Genomic DNA, 21,772 nt, shown 5'->3' with positions numbered 1-21,772 from the left:
TCTCAACGATAAAAACATGGCCCACATCTACATTTTTTCCCCCTCCAGCGCCGTGCGCGACAAAGCGGCTTTTCGCCGGGGCGTGAAGCGCCTGAAAGCCCAAGGCCACGAGGTGGAAGTCGACGAGGCGGCGCTGGCCAGCCACATGCGTTTTGCGGGCGACGACGCCACACGCATTGCGGCCATCACCCGCGCGACGGCCAGTGGGGCCAACGTGGCCCTCATCTCGCGTGGCGGCTACGGCCTCACGCGCATCCTGCCCGCCTTGCCCTATAAACAGATCGTCAAAGCCATTGATGGCGGCATGCAGTTTGTGGGCCTGAGCGATTTCACGGCCTTCAACCAAGCGGTGTTGGCCAAGACGGGGCGCATCAGCTGGCAGGGCCCGGCTCTGGGCGAAGACTTTGGCCCCGTACAAGAACCCGACGACATCATGCAAGCCTGCTTTGACGACCTGCTGCTGGAGCAAGGGGAGGGCACGGGCTGGCAACTGCCCAAGGCCGAGGCCGAGCGCCGCGTGGTGGTGAAAGACGCGCCGCTGTGGGGCGGCAATCTGACCGTGCTGACCTCTTTGCTGGGCACGCCGTATTTCCTGCCAATCCAAGGCGGCGTGTTGTTCCTCGAAGACGTGGGCGAACACCCTTACCGGGTTGAGCGCATGCTCACTCAGCTCTTGCATTCAGGCGTTTTGGCCCAGCAAAAGGCGGTGCTGATGGGGCAGTTCAGCAACTACAAACTGGTGCCCGCGCACGACAAAGGCTTCAAGCTGGCCACTGTGGTGGACTGGCTGCGCAGCCAGATCAAAGCGCCTGTGCTCACGGGCCTGCCCTTTGGCCATGTCGAGACCAAGGTGTTGCTGCCCGTGGGTGCCAAGGTTGACCTTGTCACCGAAGGGCGTGACGCGTTGATGGTTTGGGGCCACATTTAAGCCCGTTTTTTCAGATTCCACGGCTTCATCTTGGTCACTGGTGCCATCAAAAGCCATGGCCAAAGACAATCAAAACAGGAGACTCACATGAAATGGTTTGGACGCTTGGCTTTGCTTGGCCTCGTGGCTGCATTGAGCGCCGGGGGCCTGGTCAGTGTGCAGCTGTTGCGCAGCATGCCCAAACTCGATGGTCAGGTGAAACTTCAAGGTTTGAAGGCGCCGGTCAAGATCAGCCGGGATTCATCGGATGTGACCCGCATCGAAGGGGCCAGTGCTCTGGATACGTGGCGCGGTCTGGGCTTTGTCCATGCGCAAGAGCGCGGCTGGCAGCTCGAATTCAACCGCCGCCTGATGCGTGGCGAATTGTCTGAAATTCTGGGTGCAGCCACGCTGGACACCGACAAGCTCATGCGCACCTTGGGCATCATCGGCATGGCGCAAAAGCAGCTGCAGGGCTTGTCGCCCGCAACACAAGCTGCGTTGCAGGCTTACAGCGAGGGCATCCAAAACGCTTGGCTCAGCGGTGCTGTGCGGCCTTCACCCGAATTTAAGTTGCTGGGTACACAAGCTGGCGGGCCCAAAGGACAGGCCTGGTCGCCCGAAGACAGCCTGGGGTGGGCGCTGATGATGGCCCTTGATCTGGGGGGAAACTGGGGCCAAGAGTTCGCCCGCTTATCCGCCTCGAAAGTGCTCAACCACGAACAACTTTGGCAACTCCTTCCGCCGTATCCTGGTGAAAAACCGGCCACCACAGTGGACCTGCCTGCCCTGTACGCTCAATTGGGCGTGTATTCGCCCAAGGGCCAAACCAAGGCCTTCCCTTTCACAGCAGCGCCCAACGCACTGGCCCAATGGTCGGCTGACTGGGTGCGCGATGTCGGCATTCTGGAAGGCAAAGGCAGCAACAATTGGGTGGTTCCTGGCAGCCACACCGTCAGTGGCAAACCCCTGCTGGCCAACGATCCTCACTTGGCCTTGAGTTCTCCGGCCATCTGGTATTTTGCACACCTGAAAGCGCCTGCAGGTGAATTGCCCGGCGGTCATCAACACCCCGCGCTGGATGTGATTGGAGCCACTTTGCCCGGTTTGCCTTTTGTGGTGTTGGGCCGAACCCAAGGTGTGGCCTGGGGCTTTACCAACACGGGGCCGGACGTTCAAGACCTGTACCTCGAACAGCTGGACGCAACCCAACCCGGCCAATACCGCACGCCCACCGGCTGGGCGGCGTTTGAGGAACGCGCCGAAACCATCCGCGTCAAAGGGCAGGGCGATGTGACCCTCCAAGTGCGCAGCACGCGCCACGGCCCTGTCATCAGCGATGTTCAAGCGCAATACAAAGGCCTAATCGATGCCCAGCGTTATGCCATCAGCCTGCGCTGGTCAGCGTTGACCGAAGACAACAAGACGGTGGAAGCGGGCATGCTGACCAATTGGGCGCAAACCGTGCCCGAGTTGAAAAAAGCCTTCATTCACAACCATGCCCCCATGCAAAGCGTGGTCATGGCTGACACCTTGGGCGAAGTGGCCTACCAGGCTGTTGGGAAACTCCCCACGCGCTCGCCGGAAAATGACATCCGAGGTGTCGCTCCTGCGCCAGGCTGGATGCCTCAATATGATTGGACCGGCTGGCTGCCTGCCGAGCAAAACCCGGCATTGGGCCACCAGGCCATCGAAGCCAAAGGCTGGCATGCCACTGCCAACCAGAATATTTTGCCGCCCGGATATGCCCATTTTGTAGGCGGCGACTGGACCACGCCCGAGCGGTTTGAGCGCATTGAGCAGCTGCTCGCCGCCAGCCCCAAGCACAGCCGAGAAAGCCTGCAAGCCATTCAAAACGACGTCACCTCTTTGGGTGCCAAAGCGCTGTTGCCCACATTGCTAAGTGCCAAGCCTCAGCATGCGCTGGGCGATCAGGCGCTGAAAATGCTGGCCACTTTTGATGGCCAAATGCACGCCCAAAGTGCGCCTGCCTTGGTGTTCAACGTTTGGGCCGATGAGTTGACACGCGGTTTGCTGGTGCCCCATTTGGGAGCCGAACGCTTTCAGGCCTTGTATGGCAAACGCCATTTTCGCGCCGCAGTGGAAGGCATTCTCAAGCGCTCAGACGCTTTTTGGTGTGGCGCGGCGGGCTGTCCAGCACAAGTGTCTTTGGCACTTGACCGCGCACTGGTCCGCATAGCAGACCAGCAAGGCACCGACATGCGTGCATGGCGCTGGGGCGCATGGCATCCAGCCATCAGCAGTCACAAACCGTTTGGCAAAGTGCCGTACCTCAATGCCATTTTTGATGTCCGCACGGAAAGCGCAGGAGATCTGTTCACGGTGAACGTGGGCCAATACTGGGCCAATGACCCGAAAGAGCCTTTTGCCAACCGCCATGCGGCTTCGATGCGGACGGTTTATGACCTGGCCGATGCCGATCAATCGGTTTTCATCTACCAGACCGGTCAATCTGGACATGCTTTCGATCCAAGAAGCCGCGACATGGCTGCCGCTTGGGCCTCAGGCAATTACCGGCTTTTGCAACAAAAAAGTAACGCTGTTCATCGCTTGTTGCTGACACCTTGAGCAACTGCTCTGTCCTGCATTGATCTTTGTGCTTTGGCAGGTCTTTGTGCCCCAGTGTTTTTGATGCCAGCCAGAGTTTTAGGCAACATCATGGGGTGCAGTAGATTCCAAGGTGATCAAACCAAGCTGGTGAACCCAGTCTGGTCAAACCAAGTCTTCAACTTTACATAATATTGATTGTACGAAATTAACAGCATGTGTTGGATGTGCATGACAACGACGCATTGAACATCCACAGAATGACTATCTTGGCAACGCTGATGGCCAGCGATTGGGCTGGACAGGCACAGTGGTGGATTTTTGACGTGCAGCCCACCTGGCCAAACCGGCATCCATCAATTCGATGGAATTTTGGCGACGACCCTGAACCGCAAAATCCTTGGCGGTCAATCCCAACTGATTGGACAAGGTGGGGTCAGCGCCTTCCTGAATCAACAGTTTGACCGCTTCAGGGCTGCCATACCTGGCGGCCATCATCAGCGGCGTCGTTCCATTGGGCGATTCGGCGTCGATGTACGCACTGTGGTCCAGCAAAAACGACATCACCGCCACGTGTCCTCCAGAAGCGGCGTAATGCAAAGGTGTCCAACCCGTTTTGTTCACGTCGGCATCTTTGGCCACCAATTGTTGAACCAAGGGCAAATAGCCTTTGATGGCCGCCAGCATCAAAACACTTTCGTCTTTTGCATTGCGCACCTCCACGCGTATTTGCGGAGATCGCACCAACAACTCAGCCACTTGAAGGGAAGGGATCAGAACGGCCATCATCAACGCGGGCACACCCTGAGGGTTCACCGTATTTGGATCAAATCCCCGTTGCAACAAGGACCGGACCACGGTCACATCGTCGGCTTTGAGCGCATCGAAAAAATCCTCATAAGACCCCGCAGATGCGGTGCTCAAACCCAGAGACAAAGCAATGAAAACGATCAGTTTTTGAAGGCCTTGAACATGAAACATGGTTTTTTTAAGCGGCTGTTTTTGAAAAAAGACTTAAAAAATTATGCGTGGTCAACTCACCAATGGACTCGGATGTGCATCCTCGCAACTCTCCCAATAACTTGGCCACGTAAGGCACATAAGATGGGTTGTTGGTCTTGCCGCGATATGGCACAGGCGCCAAATAAGGGCTATCGGTCTCGATGAGCAAGCGGTCATCGGGCACAAACTTGGCCACCTCACGCAAATCGGCCGCTGTTTTGAAGGTCAGGATACCTGAAAACGAGATGTAAAAACCCAAGTCCAAAGCGGCCCGGGCCACTTGCTGGCTTTCGGTGAAGCAATGGAATACGCCGCCCGCACACCCTGCCCCCCCCGTTTCACCCTCTTCTTTCAAGATGGCAATGGTGTCGTCTGAAGCCTGCCGGGTGTGGATGACCAAAGGCAAAGCCGTCTGGCGCGCGGCGCGGATGTGGGTGCGAAATCGCTCGCGCTGCCATTCCAGGTCGGCCACGGTGCGCCCGCCTTTGCGCTCGTCCATTTGGTAATAATCCAGCCCGGTCTCGCCAATCGCCACCACTTTGGGGCGGGCGGCACCGTCCAGCAGATCCTGCAGGCTGGGCTCCTGCACGCCTTCGTTGTCGGGGTGCACACCCACGGTGGCCCACATGTTGTCGTTGGCCAATGCCAAGTTGTGGACTTCGTCAAACTTTTCCATGGTGGTGCAAATCACCATGGCGCGGGTCACTTGGGCATCCAGCATGGACTGCTGGATGCTGTCAAGCTGGCTCATCAGCTCGGGAAAATTCAGGTGGCAATGGGAATCGGTGTACATGTGAATCAGCCCTTGGACATCAGGGTTTGTTGGGCATCGGCGGTCAGGGCTTCGAGCATCAGACCGGCGTTGAAAGGGTGTTCGGCCGTGCGGGCAGATTGCATCAGGCGCTTGAACCAGTCGGTCAGCACCGCCACAGACGCCGCGCTGGCGGGCAAGTGCGTCACTTCAAAAAACCTCGGTACCGCCCCCGATTGGCGCAGCACCAAGTCGTGGCAAAGCTTTTGCAAGGCGTCAATGGCCTGCGCAGGACTCAATTCGGCCAGGTGCCGGGCATCGCCCTGGCGCATGGCTTTGGGCAAATGCGCCCACCAATCGGGCGACAAACCGGCTTCAGCCTGACGCAATACATCGGCCGGACGCCCGCCCGCACTGCGCAGCAAGTCTTGCGCCACAGCCTCTGGCACGCCTTGCCCCGTGAGCCAGGGCAGCGCCTCATCGGCTTCGGGCCACTTCATGGTGTGGGCCAAGCAGCGGCTTCGGATGGTGGGCAGCAGCATGTGGCTGGCCTCGGTGGCCAGCACGAAGCGTACGTCGCCGGGCGGCTCTTCCAGGGTTTTGAGCAGCGCGTTGGCTGTGATGGTGTTCATGCGCTCGGCCGGAAACACCAGCACCGCCTTGCCGCGCCCGCGTGCGTCGGTGCGCTGCGAAAACTCCACCGCGTCACGCATCGCGTCGACGCGGATCTCTTTGCTGGGCTTGCGAGTTTTCTTGTCGATCTCATCCTGGGCTTTTTCAGGCAAAGGCCAGCCCAGCTCGATCATCACCGTCTCGGGCATCAACACGGCCAGGTCGGCATGGGTGTGCACAGCAATCGCGTGGCAGCTGGGGCAGTCGCCGCAAGCGCCCTGCACGGTGGGTTTTTCGCATAACCAAGCCGAAGCCAAGGCCAAAGCCAACTCGTACTGGCCCAGGCCCGACGGGCCTTGCAGCAGCCAGGCGTGGCCCCGCTGGGCGAGCAGATCAGTCGCTTGGCGGGCGATCCAGGGGGCGTTCAAAACGGCGCTCATGCGGCCCTCCTCTTGAGCCAATCACTCAGGGCGTACAAGACATCAGCACCCACGGCTTCCATGACTTGCGCAGCGTCGATGCGGGCAAAACGACTGGGCATCTCGGCTTGGCGGCGGGCGTAACCAGCCCGCACTGCGGCAAAAAAGTCAGCCGGTTGAGACTCAAACTTGTCCGGCACTCGGGCCGAAGCCAGGCGTTCAGCCGCAATCAAAGGGTCCAAGTCGAACCAAACGGTCAAGTCTGGTTGGCGCAAAGTGCCGTCTGGCAAGGCCTGCACCATGCGCTCCAGCTGACCCAACACCTGCCAATCAAAGCCCCGCCCACCGCCTTGGTAGGCGAAGGTGGCGTCGGTGAACCGGTCGCACAAAACCACATCGCCCCGAGCCAGTGCTGGCTCGATCACCTGCACCAAGTGCTCACGGCGAGCCGCAAACATCAACAGCGCCTCGGTCAGCGGGTCCATGGGCTCGTGCAGCACCAGCTCGCGCAGCTTTTCAGACAGTGGCGTGCCGCCGGGCTCGCGGGTCAGCACCACCGCCCTGCCCGCCTGCCGAAAAATCTCGGCCACACCGGCGATGTGCGTGGACTTGCCCGCACCGTCGATGCCTTCAAAACTGATGAATGTGCCGTGTGTCATGAGCGTCTGGAGTTGATCGTCGATTGTCGCCGATGACGGTGTAAGCGGTGGGGGCGAACTGTCCCCAAGGCCCACAGAGCTCACTTCCCGCGCTGGTAACGGTTCACAGCCCGGTTGTGCTCGTCGAGGGTGGCACTGAAATGGCTGCTGCCGTCGCCCTTGGCCACAAAGTAGATGGCGGCCGTTTTGGCCGGTTGCACAGCAGCCAAAAGCGCCGACTTGCCGGGCATGGCAATGGGCGTGGGTGGCAGACCGGCGCGGGTGTAAGTGTTCCAAGGTGTGTCGCTTGTCAGGTGCACACGGCGCAAGTTGCCATCAAAGGCTTCGCCCAGGCCATAAATCACCGTCGGGTCGGTCTGCAAACGCATGCCAATGCGCAGGCGGTTGTTGAAAACCCCTGAAATCTGCGCCCGGTCTTGAACCTTGCCTGTTTCCTTTTCGACAATGCTGGCCAAGATCAAGGCTTCTTCGGGCGACTTGAGCGACGCATCGGGCTGCCGCAGCGCCCAAGCCTGCTGTACATGCTTGTCCATGGCCTTCATGGCGCGCTGCAAGACCGCCAGATCGCTCGCCCCCTTGGCGTAGGAATAAGTGTCCGGGTAAAAACGCCCTTCAGGGGCCACACCGGGGCGGCCCAATTGCGCCATCAAGGCGTCGTCGGCCAAAGCGCGGCTGTCCGGCTTGAGGTTCTCGGCCTTGGCCAAGGCCTGGCGCACTTGTCGCCAGTTCCAGCCTTCGACAATCGTCACCGTGCGCAGGCTTTCTTCGCCCCGCACCAGCATGTTCAAGAGGCGCACAGGCGTGGTGCCGGGCGCCATTTCGTAACTGCCCGCCCGCATCTGGCGCGATTGGCCCGAGACGCGAAACCACGCATACAAGAGCGTGGGCGACGTTTGCGCCCCGGCGTCCACCACCGCTTGGGCGATGGACTTGGGCGAAGTGCCGGGCTCAATCGACAAGTCCAGAGTGGCTTGGCGGGTGTCCATGGGCTGATTCAGCCACCAAAAGCCCGCCGCAGCCAGTCCCAGGGCGAGCAACATCACACTGAGCAGTAACTTCATCAAGCCTTTGAGCACGGCCATGTCCTTTGTTCGGGTGTTGAAAACGTGGAGGGCATGATAATTCAGGCCTTGCCCCCCGGACCGAGTCACCCCATGAACACCCGCCCAGAATTGAGCCCACCCATGAACACCGTTTTGAATGGCACCAGCGCCCTGCCCCACTTGGGCGTGATCCAGGCGCAGGGCGAAGACGCGGCGAACTTCTTGCACAACCAGCTGAGCAACGACGTGCTGCTCTTGCCCGTGGGCCAAGCTCGACTGGCGGCTTTTTGCTCGGCCAAGGGGCGCATGCAGGCCAGCTTCATTCTGGTCAAAACTGCGCCCGACACCGTGCTGCTGGTCTTGAGCCTCGACTTGCTGGCCCAGACCCTCAAACGCCTGTCCATGTTTGTGCTGCGGGCCAAAGTCAAAATGAGCGACGCCACGGGGCAGTGGCAGTTTCGTGGTTTGCTGGGCGACAGCGCCCGGGCTGAGGTGGGCGGTGCCGCGCCTTGGCAGACCCTGGCTCAGGATAGGGCGCACACGGTGGCGCTTTATCCCGCTGTGTTGGGCGACACCAAAATTCCCCGCGCTTTGTGGATCGCCCCGGCGGGCCACGCGCTGCCTGCAGGTGCCGATGTGCCCACCGATGTTTGGTCTTGGGCCGAGGTCATGAGCGGCGTGACGCTGGTCAGTCATCCTGTGTTCGAAGCCTTCGTGCCACAGATGATGAATTACGAATCGGTGGGTGGCGTCAACTTCAAAAAAGGCTGCTACCCCGGGCAAGAGGTCGTGGCCCGCAGCCAATTTCGCGGTACCTTGAAGCGCCGCACAGCGCTGGTGCACAGCCCGGTGGCCCTGACGGCCGGGCAGGACGTGTTCACCCCCACCGACCCCGAGCAGCCTTGCGCCACCGTGGTGCTGAGTGCTGCGCGACCAGACGGCCAAGGTTTTGACGCACTGGTCAGTGGCACCACCGAGAGCCAGCAGACGGGGTGGCAAGTTGGCGGAGCAGACGGCACCGCCTTGGGGTTGCTGCCCTTGCCCTACACCTTGCTGGCCGATATTTGAGGGTTGATCAGAGTCTGAGCGGGCCCTCATCGCCGTTGCATGACCCTTTCACGACGAGAGCGGCATCACTGCGGGAGCAACACCCTCAAATGGCGTGCCTTGTCCCCCGTAGGAGCGACGCCCTCGTCGCGATAAGCCTCGCAGGCCACGACCCATCGCCCCGAGGGCGGGGCTCCTACAACATGCCTGGCACCCGCACACGCGAAGCACGGCATGCCTTGTCCCCCGTAGGAGCGACGCCCTCGTCGCGATAAGCCTCGCAGGCCAAAACCCATCGCCCCGAGGGCGGGGCTCCTACAACATGCCTGGCACCCACACACGCGATGCACGGCGTGCCTTGTCCCCCGTAGGAGCGATGCCCTCGTCGCGATAAGCCTCGCAGGCCAAAACCCATCTCCCCGAGGGCGGGGCTCCTGCAACATGCATGGCACCCGCACACGCGATGCACGGCATGCCTTGTCCCCCGTAGGAGCGATGCCCTCGTCGCGATAAGCCTCGCAGGCCACGACCCATCGCCCAGAGGGCGGGACTCCTACAACATGCCTGGCACCCGCACACGCGATGCACGGCATGCCTTGTCCCCCGTAGGAGCGACGCCCTCGTCGCGATAAGCCTCGCAGACCAGGCCCACAGGCAAGGCTGTGACCGCAAACACTACAGCTGGCGAACCATCTCGATGTGCGCAATGCCCGCTTCTTCAAATACCGCGCCATGCGGCTCAAATCCTGAGCGCTTGTAAAAACCTTCGGCGCTGCATTGGGCGTGCAGGATCACCTGGGTATCGCCCCGGTGCTTTGCCGCGTCCATCAGGGCATGCAGCACGCGGCGGCCCAGGTCGCTGCCGCGCATCTGCTTTTTGACCGCCATGCGACCAATGCGGGACACACCGGGCGCATGTTGAATCAGGCGGCCTGTGGCCAGGCAAAAGCCCATGCGGTTCAGGGCCACCGCGTGCAAGGCGGTGTCGTCTTCATGGTCCCATTCCAGCTCGGCCGGAACTTTTTGCTCATGCACAAACACTTCGGTGCGCAGTGGGCTGGCCAGCTTTTGAAAGTCGTGCCAAGAGCCCAGATGCACCTGCACCATGTCTTCGCTGCGCTCAAAGCCTTCGAGCATGTCGCGCAAGGGGGCCGGGACGGGCTGGCTCTTTTTGGCCACCGGGTCTGCGTACACATAGACCAGCTCGCTGGTGATCAGCAATTCATCACCCCGAAAAATCGCGCCCACAAAGGTCATGGAGGAGTTGCCCACGCGTTCGCAGCGCATGCACACGTCCAGAAAATCGTCCATCTCGGCGCTGGCGTGGTACTCGAGGCTGGCCTTTTTGACAAACATGTCCCCGCCCAGTTGGTGCATGGTGTCGGCGTAAGGCATGGCCAGATTACGCCAATAGTCGGTCACGGCGGTGTCGAAGTACATGAGGTAATGACCGTTGAAGACGATCTTTTGCATGTCCACCTCGACCCAGCGCACGCGCATGCGGTGAGAAAAACGGAAGTCTTGGCGTTTCATCTTGTTCCTTATGAGGGCTATCGCGGCGGGGGCGCCGCTCCTACAAAAAAGCGGTTTTTAAGGCCCGGCCAGCATCGGCATGCGCTTGCAGGGCATCGGGAATGGCGCGGCCCATGGTGACAAAACCATGGATCACGCCTTTGTAAATCTCCAGATCAACCGGCACGCCCGCCATGCGCAGCGTGTCGGCGTAGCGCACGCCCTCGTCCACCAGTGGGTCGCATTCGGCCAGGCCCATCCAGCACGGGGCCAGGCCACTGTGGTCGGGGGCATTGCCGGGGGCAAAGCGCCAATCTTGACGGTGTTGGGCGTCGATGTAGCCGTCAAAAAACCAGGCGATGGTGTCCTTGTCGAGCATGAAGCCTTGGCCAAAAGTGTGGTGCGAAGCCGTGTCTTGTTGGGAGCCGCAGCCCGGGTAGAACAGCAGCTGCAACGCGAGTTTCAGACCCGCATCGCGGGCCATCAGCGCGCACACGGCAGACAAAGTGCCGCCAGCGCTGTCACCGCCTATGGCCAGGCGCGAGCTGTCCAGACCCAAGGTTTGGCCGTGCTGCTGCAGCCAGTTCAGGGCGTCCCAGGCGTCATGAACGGCCGTCGGGAATCGGTGCTCGGGCGCGAGCCGATAGTCCAGCGACACCACGGCGCAGTGGCCCTGTCGGCTGAGCTGGCGACACAGCACGTCGTGTGTGGTGAGGCTCCCTACCGTGAAACCGCCGCCGTGCAGGTACAGCAGCACGGGCAAGGCGGCGTCGCTGTGCAGTGCATAAAGCCGGGCGGGCAAGGCGTGGCCATCGCGGGCCGGGATGGTGAGGTCCTGCACCCGGTCCAAATGGGGCGCAGGCTGCAGGTCCAGGATCGGGCCGCCGATGTCGTAAAACGCACGGGCCTGCACGGCCGTCATGGCGTGCATGGGGGGACGACCTGCCCGCTCCACGCGGTCAATCAGGGTGCGGGTGGCCGGGTTCAGCAAGGATCGGGGGTTGAGGTGGTGGCTGCTCATGCAAGGCGGGGTCCTATCGCCAACGTGACGGCTCGGGGCCGTTGCGGCTGACAATGGACGGCTTCCTGAATCAAAATGAATGGCATCGTACAACGCGCCGGGGCCCCTGCCTGTCACCCCCGCCGCAAACATCCTCAGCACATCACCGGAGTGCCTCTCATGTCCTTCATCAATTACGTCACCCAAATCCAGATCGACTTTGGCGCTGTCAAGCTGCTGCAGGCCGAGTGCGAGCGCGTGGGCATCCGCAAACCCCTCATCGTGACCGATGCGGGCGTCAAGGCCGCAGGTGTGCTGCAAAAAGCGCTCGACGCCTTGCCCGACTTGCCTGTCATCGTGTTTGACCAAACCCCCTCCAACCCCACCGAGGCGGCTGTTCGCGCCGCTGCGGCCATGTACCAGAGCCACGGATGCGACGGTCTGATCGCAGTGGGTGGCGGCTCGGCCATCGACTGCGCCAAGGGCGTGGCCATTGCCGTGAGCCACGAAGGACCGCTCAAAACCTACGCAACCATAGAAGGCGGCTCGCTGAAAATCACCGACCGTGTGGCCCCCATCATCGCCGTGCCCACCACCAGCGGCACCGGCAGCGAGGTGGCACGCGGCGCGATTTTGATCTTGGACGATGGTCGCAAGTTGGGTTTCCACAGCTGGTTCATCGTGCCCAAAGCCGCCATTTGTGACCCCGAACTCACCTTGGGTTTGCCGCCCATGCTCACCGCTGCGACCGGCATGGACGCGGTGGCGCACTGCATGGAGACTTTCATGGCCGCACCCTTCAACCCGCCTGCCGACGGCATCGCGCTCGACGGCCTGCAACGCGCCTGGGCGTACATTGAACGCGCCACCCGCAATGGACAAGACCGCGAAGCGCGCCTGAACATGATGAGCGCCAGCATGCAAGGCGCTATGGCCTTCCAGAAAGGGCTGGGCTGCGTGCACAGCTTGAGCCACAGCCTGGGTGGTGTGAACCCGCGCCTGCACCATGGCACCTTGAACGCCATGTTTTTGCCCGCCGTGGTCACGTTCAACGCGGCTGCCGAATCGGTGCAAAAGGAAAACCGCCTGAACCGCATGGCCCAGGCCATGGGCTTGCAAAGCGGCAGCGACATCCCTGCGGCCATCCAGGACATGAACGCCCGTCTGGGCCTGCCCACCGGTTTGGGTGCCATGGGCGTGACAGAAAGCCTGTTTGACGCCGTCATCACTGGAGCGCTGGCCGACCATTGCCACAAGACCAACCCGCGCATCGCCTCGGCGGACGAATACCGCGACATGCTGCTGACCAGCCTGTGAGGCCAGACAAGTCTTGTCATTGCAGTCGCTCACCGCTGTGAGCGACTGTCAGCCCCCTGCGCGTGTGGGCTCAAGACGTTTTTTCAACCGGTTTTTGGCCCTCTCGCGTGTCTGCGCTTTGGCCACATGCCCACGCAAAGCGGCATCCCAAGCCGACCGTGCCCAGCGCACGGCCTCGGCGGGCTCGTCAAAAATTGCATCGGGTGCCGTCCAATAAGACAGGGCCACGTCTTTGCCCTTCATGGGGAAGGTGAACGGCGTCAAGTTCAGCGCTTCAAAATCGGGCCGGTTCACCGCGTCGGCCTTGAGGTACAGCCGGTTGTCCATGACGATGGCGAACATCAAGCCCTCGTGGTACAGGCCATGCCCGCCAAACATGCGGCGGGCGGTGACCTGGCCCCACTTTTCCAGCAGCTCCTGAACGAAGCCGATGAATTCACTCAAAGGCTGCCTCGACCGTGCTCGGCGTGGTACTTCTGGGCAGTTTCCCAAGCCACGGCTTGCAGGTGCGCGGCCACGTCAGCGGGCAGACCTGCCGTGTACTTGCTGCCGATCGGGTTGATTTTGAACACCGAAGCCAGCACCGTGCTGGCGCCCAGGTAGGTGCCCTGCAAGGTCGGGTGGCGCTTGTCGCCAATGATGAGCGGGATGTCCGGACGTTTGGCCTGGGATGCGGCAAAAGCCAGGCCGGCAGGCACCACCAGCGCGTTGTTGGCCTTGCCCACCTTGGTGTATTCGGCCGCGAGTGGCTCGGTCATGTCGGGCTTGTCCGAATAGGCCCACGACATGAACAGGATGGGCTCAGCCCCGTGTTTGCGGGCTGTGTCGCTGTGTTTTTTGGCAAATTCATGAAAAACCGGCTGCAGCTTGGGGTGGATGGGGCACTGGCTGCAGTCCATCATCATGACCGCGTCAAACGGCTTGTCAAAGGTGTTGAAACGCACCTCGTTGTCGCCCACAAACGAATAGCTCGACACGCCGCCGGGCTTGAAATAAGCCGCCACATCGTGCCAGTTGATGCCCGAACCGCTGATGGTGGCCGACACATTGCGCACACTGCGCTTGCCATTGTCGGCCGCGCCCGCCATCAATTGGCCCAGGTGGCCGTGCATGGAGTTGTTGTAATAAAAAAAGCTGTTGCCCACCCACAGCATGCTGCGCAGCGGTGCCGTGGCGGTCTGGGCGGGTGGCTGGGCAGCGCTGACGGCAGGCCCGGTGCTGGGCAGGGTGCTGCAAGCGGCCAATACACCGGTGGCCAGCAGCAAGCTGGGTGTGCGTATCCAGTTCATGTTCTTCCGATCTTTTGAAGTGAAACCTGAACCAGTTTCGTGCAGCACACCCTGCGCGTCAGTCACATCGGTTCAAAGGCCGTTGTGGCTGGGCATCTTGGCGCCCACATGCAGCTCACCCCGTGATTCGGCCAGCTCGACCTGGCGCTGACGCTCGGCCAGTTTGACCTTTTGCTCGGGCGTGCGCTGGTCGTGGCAATGGTCGCAGCTCACGCCCAACACGTAGTTCGGCGACTGCTTGTCCTGCTCGCTCAAAGGCCAGCGGCAAGAGCGGCACAGCTCATGGTGGCCCACGCCCAGGCCGTGGCCCACACTCACGCGCTCGTCAAACACAAAACACTCACCCTCCCAGGTACTTTGCTCAGGCGGAATTTCTTCCAAGTACTTGAGGATGCCGCCTTCGAGGTGGTAGACCTCGTCAAAGCCACGCATTTTCATGAGCGCGGTGGATTTTTCGCAGCGGATGCCACCGGTGCAGAACATCGCCACCTTGGTCTTTTTGGCGGCTTCGCCCTGCAAGTGGGGCTGCGCGTCCAGCCAGGCGGGCAGCTGCACAAAGTTCTTGATGTTCGGGTTGACCGCGCCCTTGAAGGTGCCAATGGCCACTTCGTAGTCGTTGCGTGTGTCGATGACCACCACACCCGGGTCGGCCAGCAAGGCATTCCAATCGGCAGGCTTGACGTACTGGCCCACGGTCTTGTTCGGGTCCAGCTCGGGCACGCGCAAAGTCACGATCTCTTTTTTGAGCTTGACCTTCATGCGGGTAAAGGGTGGCTTGGGGCTCCAGGACTCTTTGTGCACCAAGCTGGCCAGGCGCGGATCGGCCCGCAAAAACGCCAACACGGCGCGGATGCCGTTTTCAGGTCCGGCAATCGTGCCGTTGATACCCTCGTGGGCCAAGAGCAAAGTGCCTTTGACCTCGTTGTCTTCGCAACAGGCTTGCAAAGGGGCTTGGAGAGCCTCGAAATCAGGCAAATCGACAAATTTGTAGAGGGCGGCGGTGAGGTAAAGGGCATTGGAAGACATGCCGTAATTATCCATGCCAACAAGGACAGGTTTTTCGTGAACGACAAGCTTCAGGATTGCTGAACAGTGGCCAAGGGCAAGAACAGGGTCAGCGGCGAGTCGGGCAAGGCGATGAAACCATGATGACTGTAAAAAGCAGCTGCCGCCTCGTCCTTGGCGTCCACGACCAGGGCGAAGGCGGCAATCTCGGAGCGAGCGGCTCGGTCAAGCGCATCGGCCAGTAACGCACCGCCCAGACCTTGTCCCTTGAATTCATGATCGACGGCCAGGCGGCCCATGCGCACGGCGGGCACTGTCGGGTAGCGCGGCAGCTTCTTGCGGGTGCTGGCCGGCAGATCGGCAAGATACAGGCTGGCCGAGGCCAAGATGTAGTACCCCGCAATGCGCTGCCCATCTGCCAAGGCCACAAAGCAGGCCGCAACGCGACGGCGAATGTCCTGGGTGGCTTGCTCGCGCAGGTAGCGATTGAGCGGCTGCGAATCGCAATGGAACTTGGCGCGGTCATGCGCCCCGTCCAGCGGGGCCAGCAGGAACGGGGCGCGGCTCATTCAGAACGCAGCAGCTTGCTGCGGCGACTGAAGGCACGCTCCAAAGCCGGAGCCGGTTTGGGTGGCGACAGCAGCGCCTGCGCAAAACAGGCTTGATCGGCCTGCGACAGACGAATGACATCCGCTTGTTCGATGGCCTGATGTGCGGCTGCCTGCACGGCAGACACTACAAAATCGGTCATGGTGCGGCCCTGAAGCTCGGCGGCACGCTTGAGCATGGCATGCAAATCGGTGCTGATTCGGGCTTCGAGGCGGGCGGTAGAAATGGCAGCGGGCATGGTGGTGACCTCCTGATGCGAGGATACGGCAGTTTGCCGTATGGATCAAGATGAAGCCTGTTGTGCGCTTCTTTTTACTCGTTAGGTGTCCGTGCTGGCACTGAGAATGGCCTTTACTCTGTAAAGATCCCGGGCGACTTGGACGCATAGCCCTTCAATTTCCTTTGTGGGAATCTGCACGTCCGGGAACATGATGGTCATCGCTCCAGCTGCATGCGCTGCTCTGACGCCGTTGAATGAGTCTTCGAGCGCAACGCACGATGCAGGCGCCGAGCCGAGCATGCTCATGGCCTTAAAGTAAACGTCTGGGTACGGCTTCCCTTGTGCAACATCGTCTCGGGCTGCCACGATCTGAAAGTAGGGACTCAAACCCGTTGCATCCAGATGGTGCCGCGCCTCTGCATGTTTCATCGACGTTGCGATGGCGAGTGGGACTTTTTGGGAGGAAAGGTACTTTGCCAGGTCTGCAGCGCCAGGCTTTAGAGAAACCCGTCCGCCGAGTCGTGGTTCCAATCGGGTATTCATTGCCTTCAGATAGTTTGTGATCGGAAAGCCCAGATCATGGTCGTCGATTAGCCGGGCTTTCAGTTCACTTCCGAGAAGGCCAACCAGCGAGAGGACATAGCTGTGGGTGATGTTGACGCCAACGTCCTGACCGGCCTGCACCATCGCTTCTGCATAAAGTGGAACGGTGTCAAGTAAAAGGCCATCCATATCGAAGATGACAGCGCTGATTGGACGAGTAGCAACATGTTGATCGAATGACAGATCAGAGCGCATCGAATTGGAGAAGGTCATGCAGCACACCGGAGGGGTCGCGGAACTTCACCACAAAACCGACCGGACATCTTTGAGGCTCTGCGTCCACCAGCTCGCCCCCCGCGTCAACGACACTGCGCATGGCTGCTCGTATGTCGGTGGTTTGAAATGAAAGAACGGTTGTGGGCACCCCAGGATGCAGCCCCTCAATTTGCTCGAGGATGAGCGTCGTTGATCCTGTCTTGAGCTGGGCAATGCACGGCCCATAGCGTGCTTTGACCTCATAGCCCAAGCCGTCGCTATAAAAGCGGATTGCCCGGTCTAGATCGGATACAAAGATGGTCTGAACGCATATCGGAAGCATGTGGGTCTCCAATTTCTCGTGCAAAGTTTTTGCGGTCCAACGTCATGAATCCCGCAAAACCTGCGGAATAAAACCGGACCAGTCGGACACATCAGCCCGGCCAATCATCGGCAAGCCTCTTGCGGACTGGCTAGCGTGGACAAGCGATGGATAAATATCCAAAAGTAAATTTGCCATGAAACCCACCAGTCCTGTTTAGCAGACCATCCGCCTGCTTGATCCGTTGAGGAAGTTCTTGAGCCCCCACCACTATAGCTGTGATACTAAAAATATTAATTTTATTGACTACTATTTTTTTTTCTCGGCTTGTGCAGCCGGGCCAATGTGTCACCCGAGGGGCGTGGGGGCGGCTGAGGTCATGACATTTTTGACCATGCTGGCCGCCGACAGGCGGGTGTCTAGCAGCACGCACGAGCAGGCACTGTCGGCCTTGCTCTTTTTGTACAAAGACGTTCTTCAGAGCGGCAACACGTTTTGCGCTCTACCCTGCTCCACCCACTGCGCAAATTCATCCGCCATCTGCTGCGCCACGCTGGCAGCCGCATTCCACACCTTCACCCGCCCCGCCAAATCGCGGTCATAGGTCATGAAGTCCTTGCGGTCGGGCAGTTTGCCGTTCGGCAGGGTTTTGACCCATTCGGGGTTGGGGGCCAACACGATGGTGCTGTCGAGAAACGGCGTCGCCCCGTGCCGCCATTTCAGGGCTTTGTCGAGCCAGCCGGGCACCACGTTTTGCTGAAAGTGCGGATACAGCACGATGGCACGCTCGGGGCCCTGTTCCGCTGTCGGCGCGGTCCAGTTCAGGTGCAGGTGGTAGTCGGTGATGCCGCCGTCCCAATAGGCGCCAGCCGGTGCGCCGGGGATGTCGTGCACGGCTTTGAGGGCAAAGGGGATGGAGCAGCTGGCTTGCAGCGCGGGCATGAAGTTGCCTTCGGTCAGGCCCACGGCGCGGGTGCGAAAGTCTTGCGCGTCAAACGGCAAAGCCGCGCCCTGCCCTGAAAACACCACCCGCTCCAACCAGCCGCCCAAGGCCCTGCGGTGCACGGCGTTGCTCAAAAATGCCCCCGCATAGCCCAGTGGCGTGGCCAGAGGGTGTTCGCGGTGCAGGATATGCCGCCCGCGCGCGGTGACGATGTGCAGGCGGTAACGCGGGTGGCGCAGCACCTCGCCAATGCGGCCACCATAAAAGGCTTGCAGGCTGTGTCCAAACGCATCGCTCACCTGCTCGGCGCTCACGCGCTTTTTGCCCGGCAGCGGTTCGTAATGCTGGTGGATGTAGTCGTGCTCCAGCCGTTCAAACGCGGCCACCGGCTCATTCAGGCAAGCGGTGGCCATGCGCCAAGCGCCAATCGATGCGCCCACCAGGTCCACGGGCTGGCTGCTTTGGGCCAGCCACTCGCCGAAGATGAAGCGGTCGAGTGGGCCGAGGATCAGGCCTTTGGGGCCCCCGGCTGCGCCCGGAATGACACCGATGTGTTCGGGCCGCAGGCCGTGTTCGCGGATGTGGGCCAGGGCCTTGGGGCCGGCGTGGATGTGAAGGGCTTGCATGGTGGGATCAGTGGCTCACAGAGGTATTCAGTGCACGGGGCTACGGTAGGCGCGGCCCAAGCGCTCAGCTAAGGCTTGCAGACGCAAGTCAAGCGACCACAGCACGGCCCCTTGACTCAGGCAGGTGGCGGCCAAGAGTTGCAAGTCAACCCAGCCGCAACCGCGCCCAAAAAGCTGTTCGCGCTCGATGAAATCCAGCATCTCCGGCAAGCTGGCTTGTTGGGCAGCTTGCAGCGATGCCAGATCGGCCAAGGTTTGAGCACGCCGGGGCGGCGTGCCGCAAGCGATTTCGCCCAGAATGCACGGATGGATCAACACCCGATCCTGCACCAGCAGCGCCACCAAGGCCTCATTGCCGCGCCTGAAGTGGTCCACCCACACCGAGGTGTCCACCAAAACAGGCGTCATGCGGGCAAGTCCTGCGCACGTCGGGGAATGTCGGGCATGTCCACTTGGGCGCCGCCCAGTGCGGCCAGGCGTTTGGCCGCTTGCGTGCGGACAAAGGCCTTGATGGCCTCGCGAAACAAATCGGCCTTGTCCATGGACGGGTCGGCCACTTCCAAGGCCCTTTGGTAGAGCTGATCGTCAATGGTCACGGTGGTTCGCATCAAAAGCTCCGGGCATCAAAGAAGATGCAATTATGTATCTTGCTTGATGACTTGAAGGGATCAGAGTGAAGGCGCTTATTTCTTCAAGCCCTGCAACTTGGCAAACGCACTGGCCATGGCCGAACCTGCACCGGGTGCAGGGGGCGAGGTGTAACCACCGCCGCCGCCACGCTGCCGGTTGTCGCGCCCTGCCCCTTCAAACTTGTTGTCGCGGGGGCCATCGCGCCGGGCAGGTGCAGCGTCGAGCTTCATGGTCAAGCTGATGCGCTTGCGGGCCACGTCGACTTCGAGCACCTTGACTTTGACGATGTCGCCGGTTTTGACCACTTCGCGGGCGTCGGTCACGAACTTGTTGGCCAGCTGGCTCACATGGACCAAGCCGTCTTGGTGTACGCCCAAGTCCACAAACGCGCCAAATTGGGCCACGTTGCTCACGGTGCCCTCCAGGGTCATGCCCTCTTTCAGGTCTTTGATGTCTTCCACGCCGTCGGCCAGGCGGGCCACTTTGAAGTCAGGGCGCGGGTCGCGGCCGGGTTTTTCCAGCTCGCCCAAGATGTCTTTGATGGTGATGGCACCGAATTTGTCGTTGGCAAACAGCTCAGGCTTGAGGGTTTTCAAAACATCCGAACGGCCCATGATCTCTTGGATCGGCTTGGCGGTCTTGACGATGATCTGCTCGACCACCGGGTAGGTTTCGGGGTGAACGCCCGTCATGTCGAGCGGGTTGTCGCCACCGCGAATGCGCAAAAAGCCAGCGCTTTGCTCGAAGGTCTTGGCACCCAGGCCAGTGACTTTGAGCAAATCCTGACGGGTTTTGAACACGCCGTTGGCATCGCGCCAACGCACAACCGATTTGGCCACGCTGGACGACAAACCCGACACGCGGGTGAGCAGCGGCACGCTGGCCGTGTTCAGGTCCACGCCCACCGAGTTCACGCAGTCCTCCACCACCGCATCCAGCGTTTTGGCCAACTCGCTTTGGTTCACATCGTGCTGGTATTGGCCCACACCAATCGCTTTGGGGTCGATCTTGACCAATTCAGACAGCGGGTCTTGCAGGCGGCGGGCAATGGAGGCCGCGCCGCGCAGGCTCACGTCCACATCGGGCATTTCTTGGCTGGCGAATTCACTGGCCGAATACACCGAAGCGCCAGCCTCGCTGACCACGACCTTCTGAATCTCAACACCGTCACGAAGGCGGGCCAGCTGCTTGATCAAGTCCCCCGCCAGCTTGTCGGTCTCGCGGCTGGCCGTGCCGTTGCCAATGGCGATCAGGTTGACGTTGTGCTTTTCGCACAGCTTGGCCAGGGTGAACAGCGAACCCTCCCAGTCCTTGCGCGGCTCGTGCGGGTACACCGTAGAGGTGTCGACCAGCTTGCCGGTGGCATCGACCACGGCCACTTTCACGCCGGTGCGGATGCCCGGGTCCAGCCCCATGACCACGCGCGGGCCTGCGGGTGCGGCCAGCAGCAGGTCGCGCAGGTTGTCGCTGAAGACCTTGATGGCGACTTTTTCGGCTTCTTCGCGCAAGCGGGCAAACAGGTCACGCTCGGTGGACAGGCTGAGTTTCACGCGCCAGGTCCAGGCCACACATTTACGAATCAGGTCGTCCGAGGGGCGTGCCGAATGGCTCCAGCCCAGGTGCATGGCGATCTTGCCTTCGGCGATGCTGGGTTTGCCGGGTTCGGGCTCCACGGGCAAGACCAACTTGGCGTCCAGCATTTCCAAAGCACGACCGCGAAACACGGCCAAAGCGCGGTGGCTGGGCACGCGGCCAATCGGCTCGTCGTAGTCAAAGTAATCACGGAACTTGGACACATCGGCGTTGTTCTCGTCTTTGCCGTCGGCCAGCTTGCTTTTGAAAAGGCCCTCGTTCCACAGCCATTCGCGCAGGGCTTGCACGAGTGATGCGTCTTCAGCCCAGCGCTCGCTCAGCAAATCGCGTACGCCGTCCAGCACGGCGGCGGTGGTGGTGAAGTCGGCCCCTTCAATAGCGCCTGCAGGCAGCACAAAGGCTTGCGCCTCGGCGTGCGGGTCCAGCGTCGGGTCGGCAAACAGCTTGTCCGCCAAAGGCTCCAGTCCTGCTTCGCGGGCAATCATGCCTTTGGTGCGGCGCTTGGGCTTGAAGGGCAAATACAGGTCTTCCAGCTCTTGTTTGGTGGGCGCGGCGTCGATGGCGGCCAGCAATTCGGGCGTCATCTTGCCCTGCTCGGTGATGCTCTTGATCACGGCGGCACGGCGGTCTTCCAGCTCGCGCAAATAACCCAGACGCGACTCCAGCTCGCGCAACTGGATGTCGTCCAGGCCGCCGGTCACTTCTTTGCGGTAACGGGCGATGAAGGGGACGGTGGCACCGCCATCGAGCAGCTCCACGGCGGTCTTGACCTGGTCAGGGCGGATACGGATTTCTGCGGCCAGTTGGGCCAGGATTTTCTGCATGTCTCAGGTCACATCACTAGATAGAAAGCGGGCGAGTTTGCCACAAAGCTTGCCCTGTTCAGCCGCCTCAAAGGCA

The 21,772-nt window shown here is 60.9% G+C and carries 22 protein-coding genes and 1 pseudogene; 5 read left to right on the top strand and 18 right to left on the bottom strand.

The window, feature by feature from the left end:
- Positions 1 to 16 precede the first annotated feature (16 nt).
- Positions 17 to 928: an LD-carboxypeptidase gene (locus B9Z48_RS11450; RefSeq protein WP_108378506.1), complete on the top strand. Its 912-nt coding sequence runs from the start codon at positions 17 to 19 to the stop codon at positions 926 to 928.
- Between the two features lie 87 nt (positions 929 to 1,015).
- Positions 1,016 to 3,496: a penicillin acylase family protein gene (locus tag B9Z48_RS11445; protein ID WP_108378674.1), complete on the top strand. Its 2,481-nt coding sequence runs from the start codon at positions 1,016 to 1,018 to the stop codon at positions 3,494 to 3,496.
- Positions 3,497 to 3,739: 243 nt separating this feature from the next.
- Here B9Z48_RS11445 and B9Z48_RS11440 read toward each other — a convergent pair whose 3' ends face one another.
- The 5 genes from B9Z48_RS11440 to mltG form a co-directional block, all read right to left on the bottom strand.
- Entirely contained in the window at positions 3,740 to 4,456 is a 717-nt protein-coding gene (locus B9Z48_RS11440; RefSeq protein ID WP_089957712.1) for an ankyrin repeat domain-containing protein, read from the bottom strand.
- A 7-nt stretch (positions 4,457 to 4,463) separates the two neighbouring features.
- Positions 4,464 to 5,270 carry a TatD family hydrolase gene (locus tag B9Z48_RS11435; RefSeq protein WP_108378504.1) on the bottom strand — a complete coding sequence of 269 codons (807 nt, stop codon included), beginning with the start codon at positions 5,268 to 5,270 and terminating at the stop codon, positions 4,464 to 4,466.
- A 5-nt stretch (positions 5,271 to 5,275) separates the two neighbouring features.
- Positions 5,276 to 6,280 (bottom strand): DNA polymerase III subunit delta', encoded by a 1,005-nt coding sequence (locus B9Z48_RS11430; protein WP_108378502.1) that lies wholly within the window; start codon positions 6,278 to 6,280, stop codon positions 5,276 to 5,278.
- Positions 6,277 to 6,918, bottom strand: a complete 642-nt coding sequence (tmk, locus tag B9Z48_RS11425) for a dTMP kinase (protein WP_108378500.1) — start codon at positions 6,916 to 6,918, stop codon at positions 6,277 to 6,279. Before tmk ends, B9Z48_RS11430 begins: the two co-directional genes overlap by 4 nt.
- Positions 6,919 to 6,998: 80 nt before the next feature.
- A complete protein-coding gene (mltG, locus tag B9Z48_RS11420; RefSeq protein ID WP_108378498.1) occupies positions 6,999 to 8,000 on the bottom strand; it encodes an endolytic transglycosylase MltG in 1,002 nt (333 codons plus the stop codon).
- Positions 8,001 to 8,072: 72 nt separating this feature from the next.
- Between mltG and B9Z48_RS11415 the strand changes: the two genes are divergently transcribed.
- Entirely contained in the window at positions 8,073 to 9,029 is a 957-nt protein-coding gene (locus tag B9Z48_RS11415; protein ID WP_233261094.1) for a folate-binding protein YgfZ, read from the top strand.
- Positions 9,030 to 9,683: 654 nt separating this feature from the next.
- Here B9Z48_RS11415 and B9Z48_RS11410 read toward each other — a convergent pair.
- Positions 9,684 to 10,541 (bottom strand): YbgC/FadM family acyl-CoA thioesterase, encoded by an 858-nt coding sequence (locus B9Z48_RS11410; RefSeq protein WP_108378496.1) that lies wholly within the window; start codon positions 10,539 to 10,541, stop codon positions 9,684 to 9,686.
- Positions 10,542 to 10,581: 40 nt separating this feature from the next.
- Entirely contained in the window at positions 10,582 to 11,541 is a 960-nt protein-coding gene (locus B9Z48_RS11405; protein ID WP_108378494.1) for an alpha/beta hydrolase, read from the bottom strand.
- A gap of 159 nt (positions 11,542 to 11,700) precedes the next feature.
- Here B9Z48_RS11405 and B9Z48_RS11400 point away from each other — a divergent pair, with 159 nt between their 5' ends.
- Positions 11,701 to 12,837 carry an iron-containing alcohol dehydrogenase gene (locus B9Z48_RS11400; protein WP_108378492.1) on the top strand — a complete coding sequence of 379 codons (1,137 nt, stop codon included), beginning with the start codon at positions 11,701 to 11,703 and terminating at the stop codon, positions 12,835 to 12,837.
- Between the two features lie 48 nt (positions 12,838 to 12,885).
- Here B9Z48_RS11400 and B9Z48_RS11395 read toward each other — a convergent pair whose 3' ends face one another.
- The 7 genes from B9Z48_RS11395 to B9Z48_RS11365 form a co-directional block, all read right to left on the bottom strand.
- The gene (locus B9Z48_RS11395; RefSeq protein ID WP_108378490.1) at positions 12,886 to 13,281 is read right to left on the bottom strand and encodes a TfoX/Sxy family protein; all 396 of its coding nucleotides are present in this window, start codon (positions 13,279 to 13,281) and stop codon (positions 12,886 to 12,888) included.
- Positions 13,278 to 14,126: a hypothetical protein gene (locus tag B9Z48_RS11390; RefSeq protein ID WP_108378488.1), complete on the bottom strand. Its 849-nt coding sequence runs from the start codon at positions 14,124 to 14,126 to the stop codon at positions 13,278 to 13,280. Before B9Z48_RS11390 ends, B9Z48_RS11395 begins: the two co-directional genes overlap by 4 nt.
- Positions 14,127 to 14,198: 72 nt before the next feature.
- A complete protein-coding gene (locus B9Z48_RS11385; RefSeq protein ID WP_108378670.1) occupies positions 14,199 to 15,152 on the bottom strand; it encodes a rhodanese-related sulfurtransferase in 954 nt (317 codons plus the stop codon).
- 50 nt (positions 15,153 to 15,202) lie between these two features.
- Positions 15,203 to 15,700 carry a GNAT family N-acetyltransferase gene (locus B9Z48_RS11380; protein ID WP_108378486.1) on the bottom strand — a complete coding sequence of 166 codons (498 nt, stop codon included), beginning with the start codon at positions 15,698 to 15,700 and terminating at the stop codon, positions 15,203 to 15,205.
- On the bottom strand, positions 15,697 to 15,978 hold the full coding sequence (locus tag B9Z48_RS11375) for a DUF1778 domain-containing protein (protein WP_108378484.1): 282 nt from the start codon (positions 15,976 to 15,978) through the stop codon (positions 15,697 to 15,699). The genes B9Z48_RS11380 and B9Z48_RS11375 overlap by 4 nt, the downstream gene beginning before the upstream one ends.
- An 81-nt stretch (positions 15,979 to 16,059) precedes the next feature.
- Positions 16,060 to 16,776 (bottom strand): HAD family phosphatase, encoded by a 717-nt coding sequence (locus B9Z48_RS11370; protein ID WP_108378482.1) that lies wholly within the window; start codon positions 16,774 to 16,776, stop codon positions 16,060 to 16,062.
- The gene (locus B9Z48_RS11365) at positions 16,748 to 17,101 is read right to left on the bottom strand and encodes a VOC family protein (protein ID WP_146186269.1); all 354 of its coding nucleotides are present in this window, start codon (positions 17,099 to 17,101) and stop codon (positions 16,748 to 16,750) included. Before B9Z48_RS11365 ends, B9Z48_RS11370 begins: the two co-directional genes overlap by 29 nt.
- Before the next feature lie 322 nt (positions 17,102 to 17,423).
- On the opposite strand from B9Z48_RS11365, the pseudogene B9Z48_RS22105 reads away from it, so the two are divergent.
- Positions 17,424 to 17,504 (top strand): annotated as a pseudogene (locus tag B9Z48_RS22105) (hypothetical protein); the annotation flags it as partial.
- Positions 17,505 to 17,557: 53 nt separating this feature from the next.
- On the opposite strand, the gene B9Z48_RS11355 reads toward B9Z48_RS22105, so the two are convergent.
- From B9Z48_RS11355 to B9Z48_RS11340, 4 genes are all read right to left on the bottom strand, one after another.
- Positions 17,558 to 18,649, bottom strand: coding sequence for a patatin-like phospholipase family protein (locus B9Z48_RS11355; RefSeq protein WP_108378476.1), 1,092 nt, complete (start codon positions 18,647 to 18,649; stop codon positions 17,558 to 17,560).
- 27 nt (positions 18,650 to 18,676) lie between these two features.
- Positions 18,677 to 19,057, bottom strand: a complete 381-nt coding sequence (locus B9Z48_RS11350) for a type II toxin-antitoxin system VapC family toxin (RefSeq protein WP_108378474.1) — start codon at positions 19,055 to 19,057, stop codon at positions 18,677 to 18,679.
- Positions 19,054 to 19,257 carry a type II toxin-antitoxin system VapB family antitoxin gene (locus B9Z48_RS11345; RefSeq protein WP_108378472.1) on the bottom strand — a complete coding sequence of 68 codons (204 nt, stop codon included), beginning with the start codon at positions 19,255 to 19,257 and terminating at the stop codon, positions 19,054 to 19,056. Before B9Z48_RS11345 ends, B9Z48_RS11350 begins: the two co-directional genes overlap by 4 nt.
- Before the next feature lie 75 nt (positions 19,258 to 19,332).
- Complete coding sequence (locus tag B9Z48_RS11340) at positions 19,333 to 21,696, bottom strand: Tex family protein (protein ID WP_108378470.1); 2,364 nt, start codon at positions 21,694 to 21,696, stop codon at positions 19,333 to 19,335.
- Positions 21,697 to 21,772: the final 76 nt, after the last annotated feature.

The organism is Limnohabitans sp. WS1 (genome assembly GCF_003063265.1).
Taxonomy (GTDB): domain Bacteria; phylum Pseudomonadota; class Gammaproteobacteria; order Burkholderiales; family Burkholderiaceae_C; genus Limnohabitans_A.
This window is presented reverse-complemented; position numbering and strand designations above follow the sequence as displayed.

Coding starts and splice junctions, on each gene's coding strand:
- B9Z48_RS11375 (WP_108378484.1), bottom strand. CDS start 15,978: ATGCCCGCTGCCATTTCTACCGCCCGCCTCGAAGCCCGAATCAGCACC.
- mltG (WP_108378498.1), bottom strand. CDS start 8,000: ATGGCCGTGCTCAAAGGCTTGATGAAGTTACTGCTCAGTGTGATGTTG.
- B9Z48_RS11370 (WP_108378482.1), bottom strand. CDS start 16,776: ATGACCTTCTCCAATTCGATGCGCTCTGATCTGTCATTCGATCAACAT.
- B9Z48_RS11400 (WP_108378492.1), top strand. CDS start 11,701: ATGTCCTTCATCAATTACGTCACCCAAATCCAGATCGACTTTGGCGCT.
- B9Z48_RS11340 (WP_108378470.1), bottom strand. CDS start 21,696: ATGCAGAAAATCCTGGCCCAACTGGCCGCAGAAATCCGTATCCGCCCT.
- B9Z48_RS11435 (WP_108378504.1), bottom strand. CDS start 5,270: ATGTACACCGATTCCCATTGCCACCTGAATTTTCCCGAGCTGATGAGC.
- tmk (WP_108378500.1), bottom strand. CDS start 6,918: ATGACACACGGCACATTCATCAGTTTTGAAGGCATCGACGGTGCGGGC.
- B9Z48_RS11380 (WP_108378486.1), bottom strand. CDS start 15,700: ATGAGCCGCGCCCCGTTCCTGCTGGCCCCGCTGGACGGGGCGCATGAC.
- B9Z48_RS11350 (WP_108378474.1), bottom strand. CDS start 19,057: ATGACGCCTGTTTTGGTGGACACCTCGGTGTGGGTGGACCACTTCAGG.
- B9Z48_RS11410 (WP_108378496.1), bottom strand. CDS start 10,541: ATGAAACGCCAAGACTTCCGTTTTTCTCACCGCATGCGCGTGCGCTGG.
- B9Z48_RS11450 (WP_108378506.1), top strand. CDS start 17: ATGGCCCACATCTACATTTTTTCCCCCTCCAGCGCCGTGCGCGACAAA.
- B9Z48_RS11355 (WP_108378476.1), bottom strand. CDS start 18,649: ATGCAAGCCCTTCACATCCACGCCGGCCCCAAGGCCCTGGCCCACATC.
- B9Z48_RS11445 (WP_108378674.1), top strand. CDS start 1,016: ATGAAATGGTTTGGACGCTTGGCTTTGCTTGGCCTCGTGGCTGCATTG.
- B9Z48_RS11405 (WP_108378494.1), bottom strand. CDS start 11,541: ATGAGCAGCCACCACCTCAACCCCCGATCCTTGCTGAACCCGGCCACC.
- B9Z48_RS11390 (WP_108378488.1), bottom strand. CDS start 14,126: ATGAACTGGATACGCACACCCAGCTTGCTGCTGGCCACCGGTGTATTG.
- B9Z48_RS11430 (WP_108378502.1), bottom strand. CDS start 6,280: ATGAGCGCCGTTTTGAACGCCCCCTGGATCGCCCGCCAAGCGACTGAT.
- B9Z48_RS11440 (WP_089957712.1), bottom strand. CDS start 4,456: ATGTTTCATGTTCAAGGCCTTCAAAAACTGATCGTTTTCATTGCTTTG.
- B9Z48_RS11385 (WP_108378670.1), bottom strand. CDS start 15,152: ATGTCTTCCAATGCCCTTTACCTCACCGCCGCCCTCTACAAATTTGTC.
- B9Z48_RS11415 (WP_233261094.1), top strand. CDS start 8,073: ATGAACACCCGCCCAGAATTGAGCCCACCCATGAACACCGTTTTGAAT.
- B9Z48_RS11345 (WP_108378472.1), bottom strand. CDS start 19,257: ATGCGAACCACCGTGACCATTGACGATCAGCTCTACCAAAGGGCCTTG.
- B9Z48_RS11365 (WP_146186269.1), bottom strand. CDS start 17,101: ATGCTTCCGATATGCGTTCAGACCATCTTTGTATCCGATCTAGACCGG.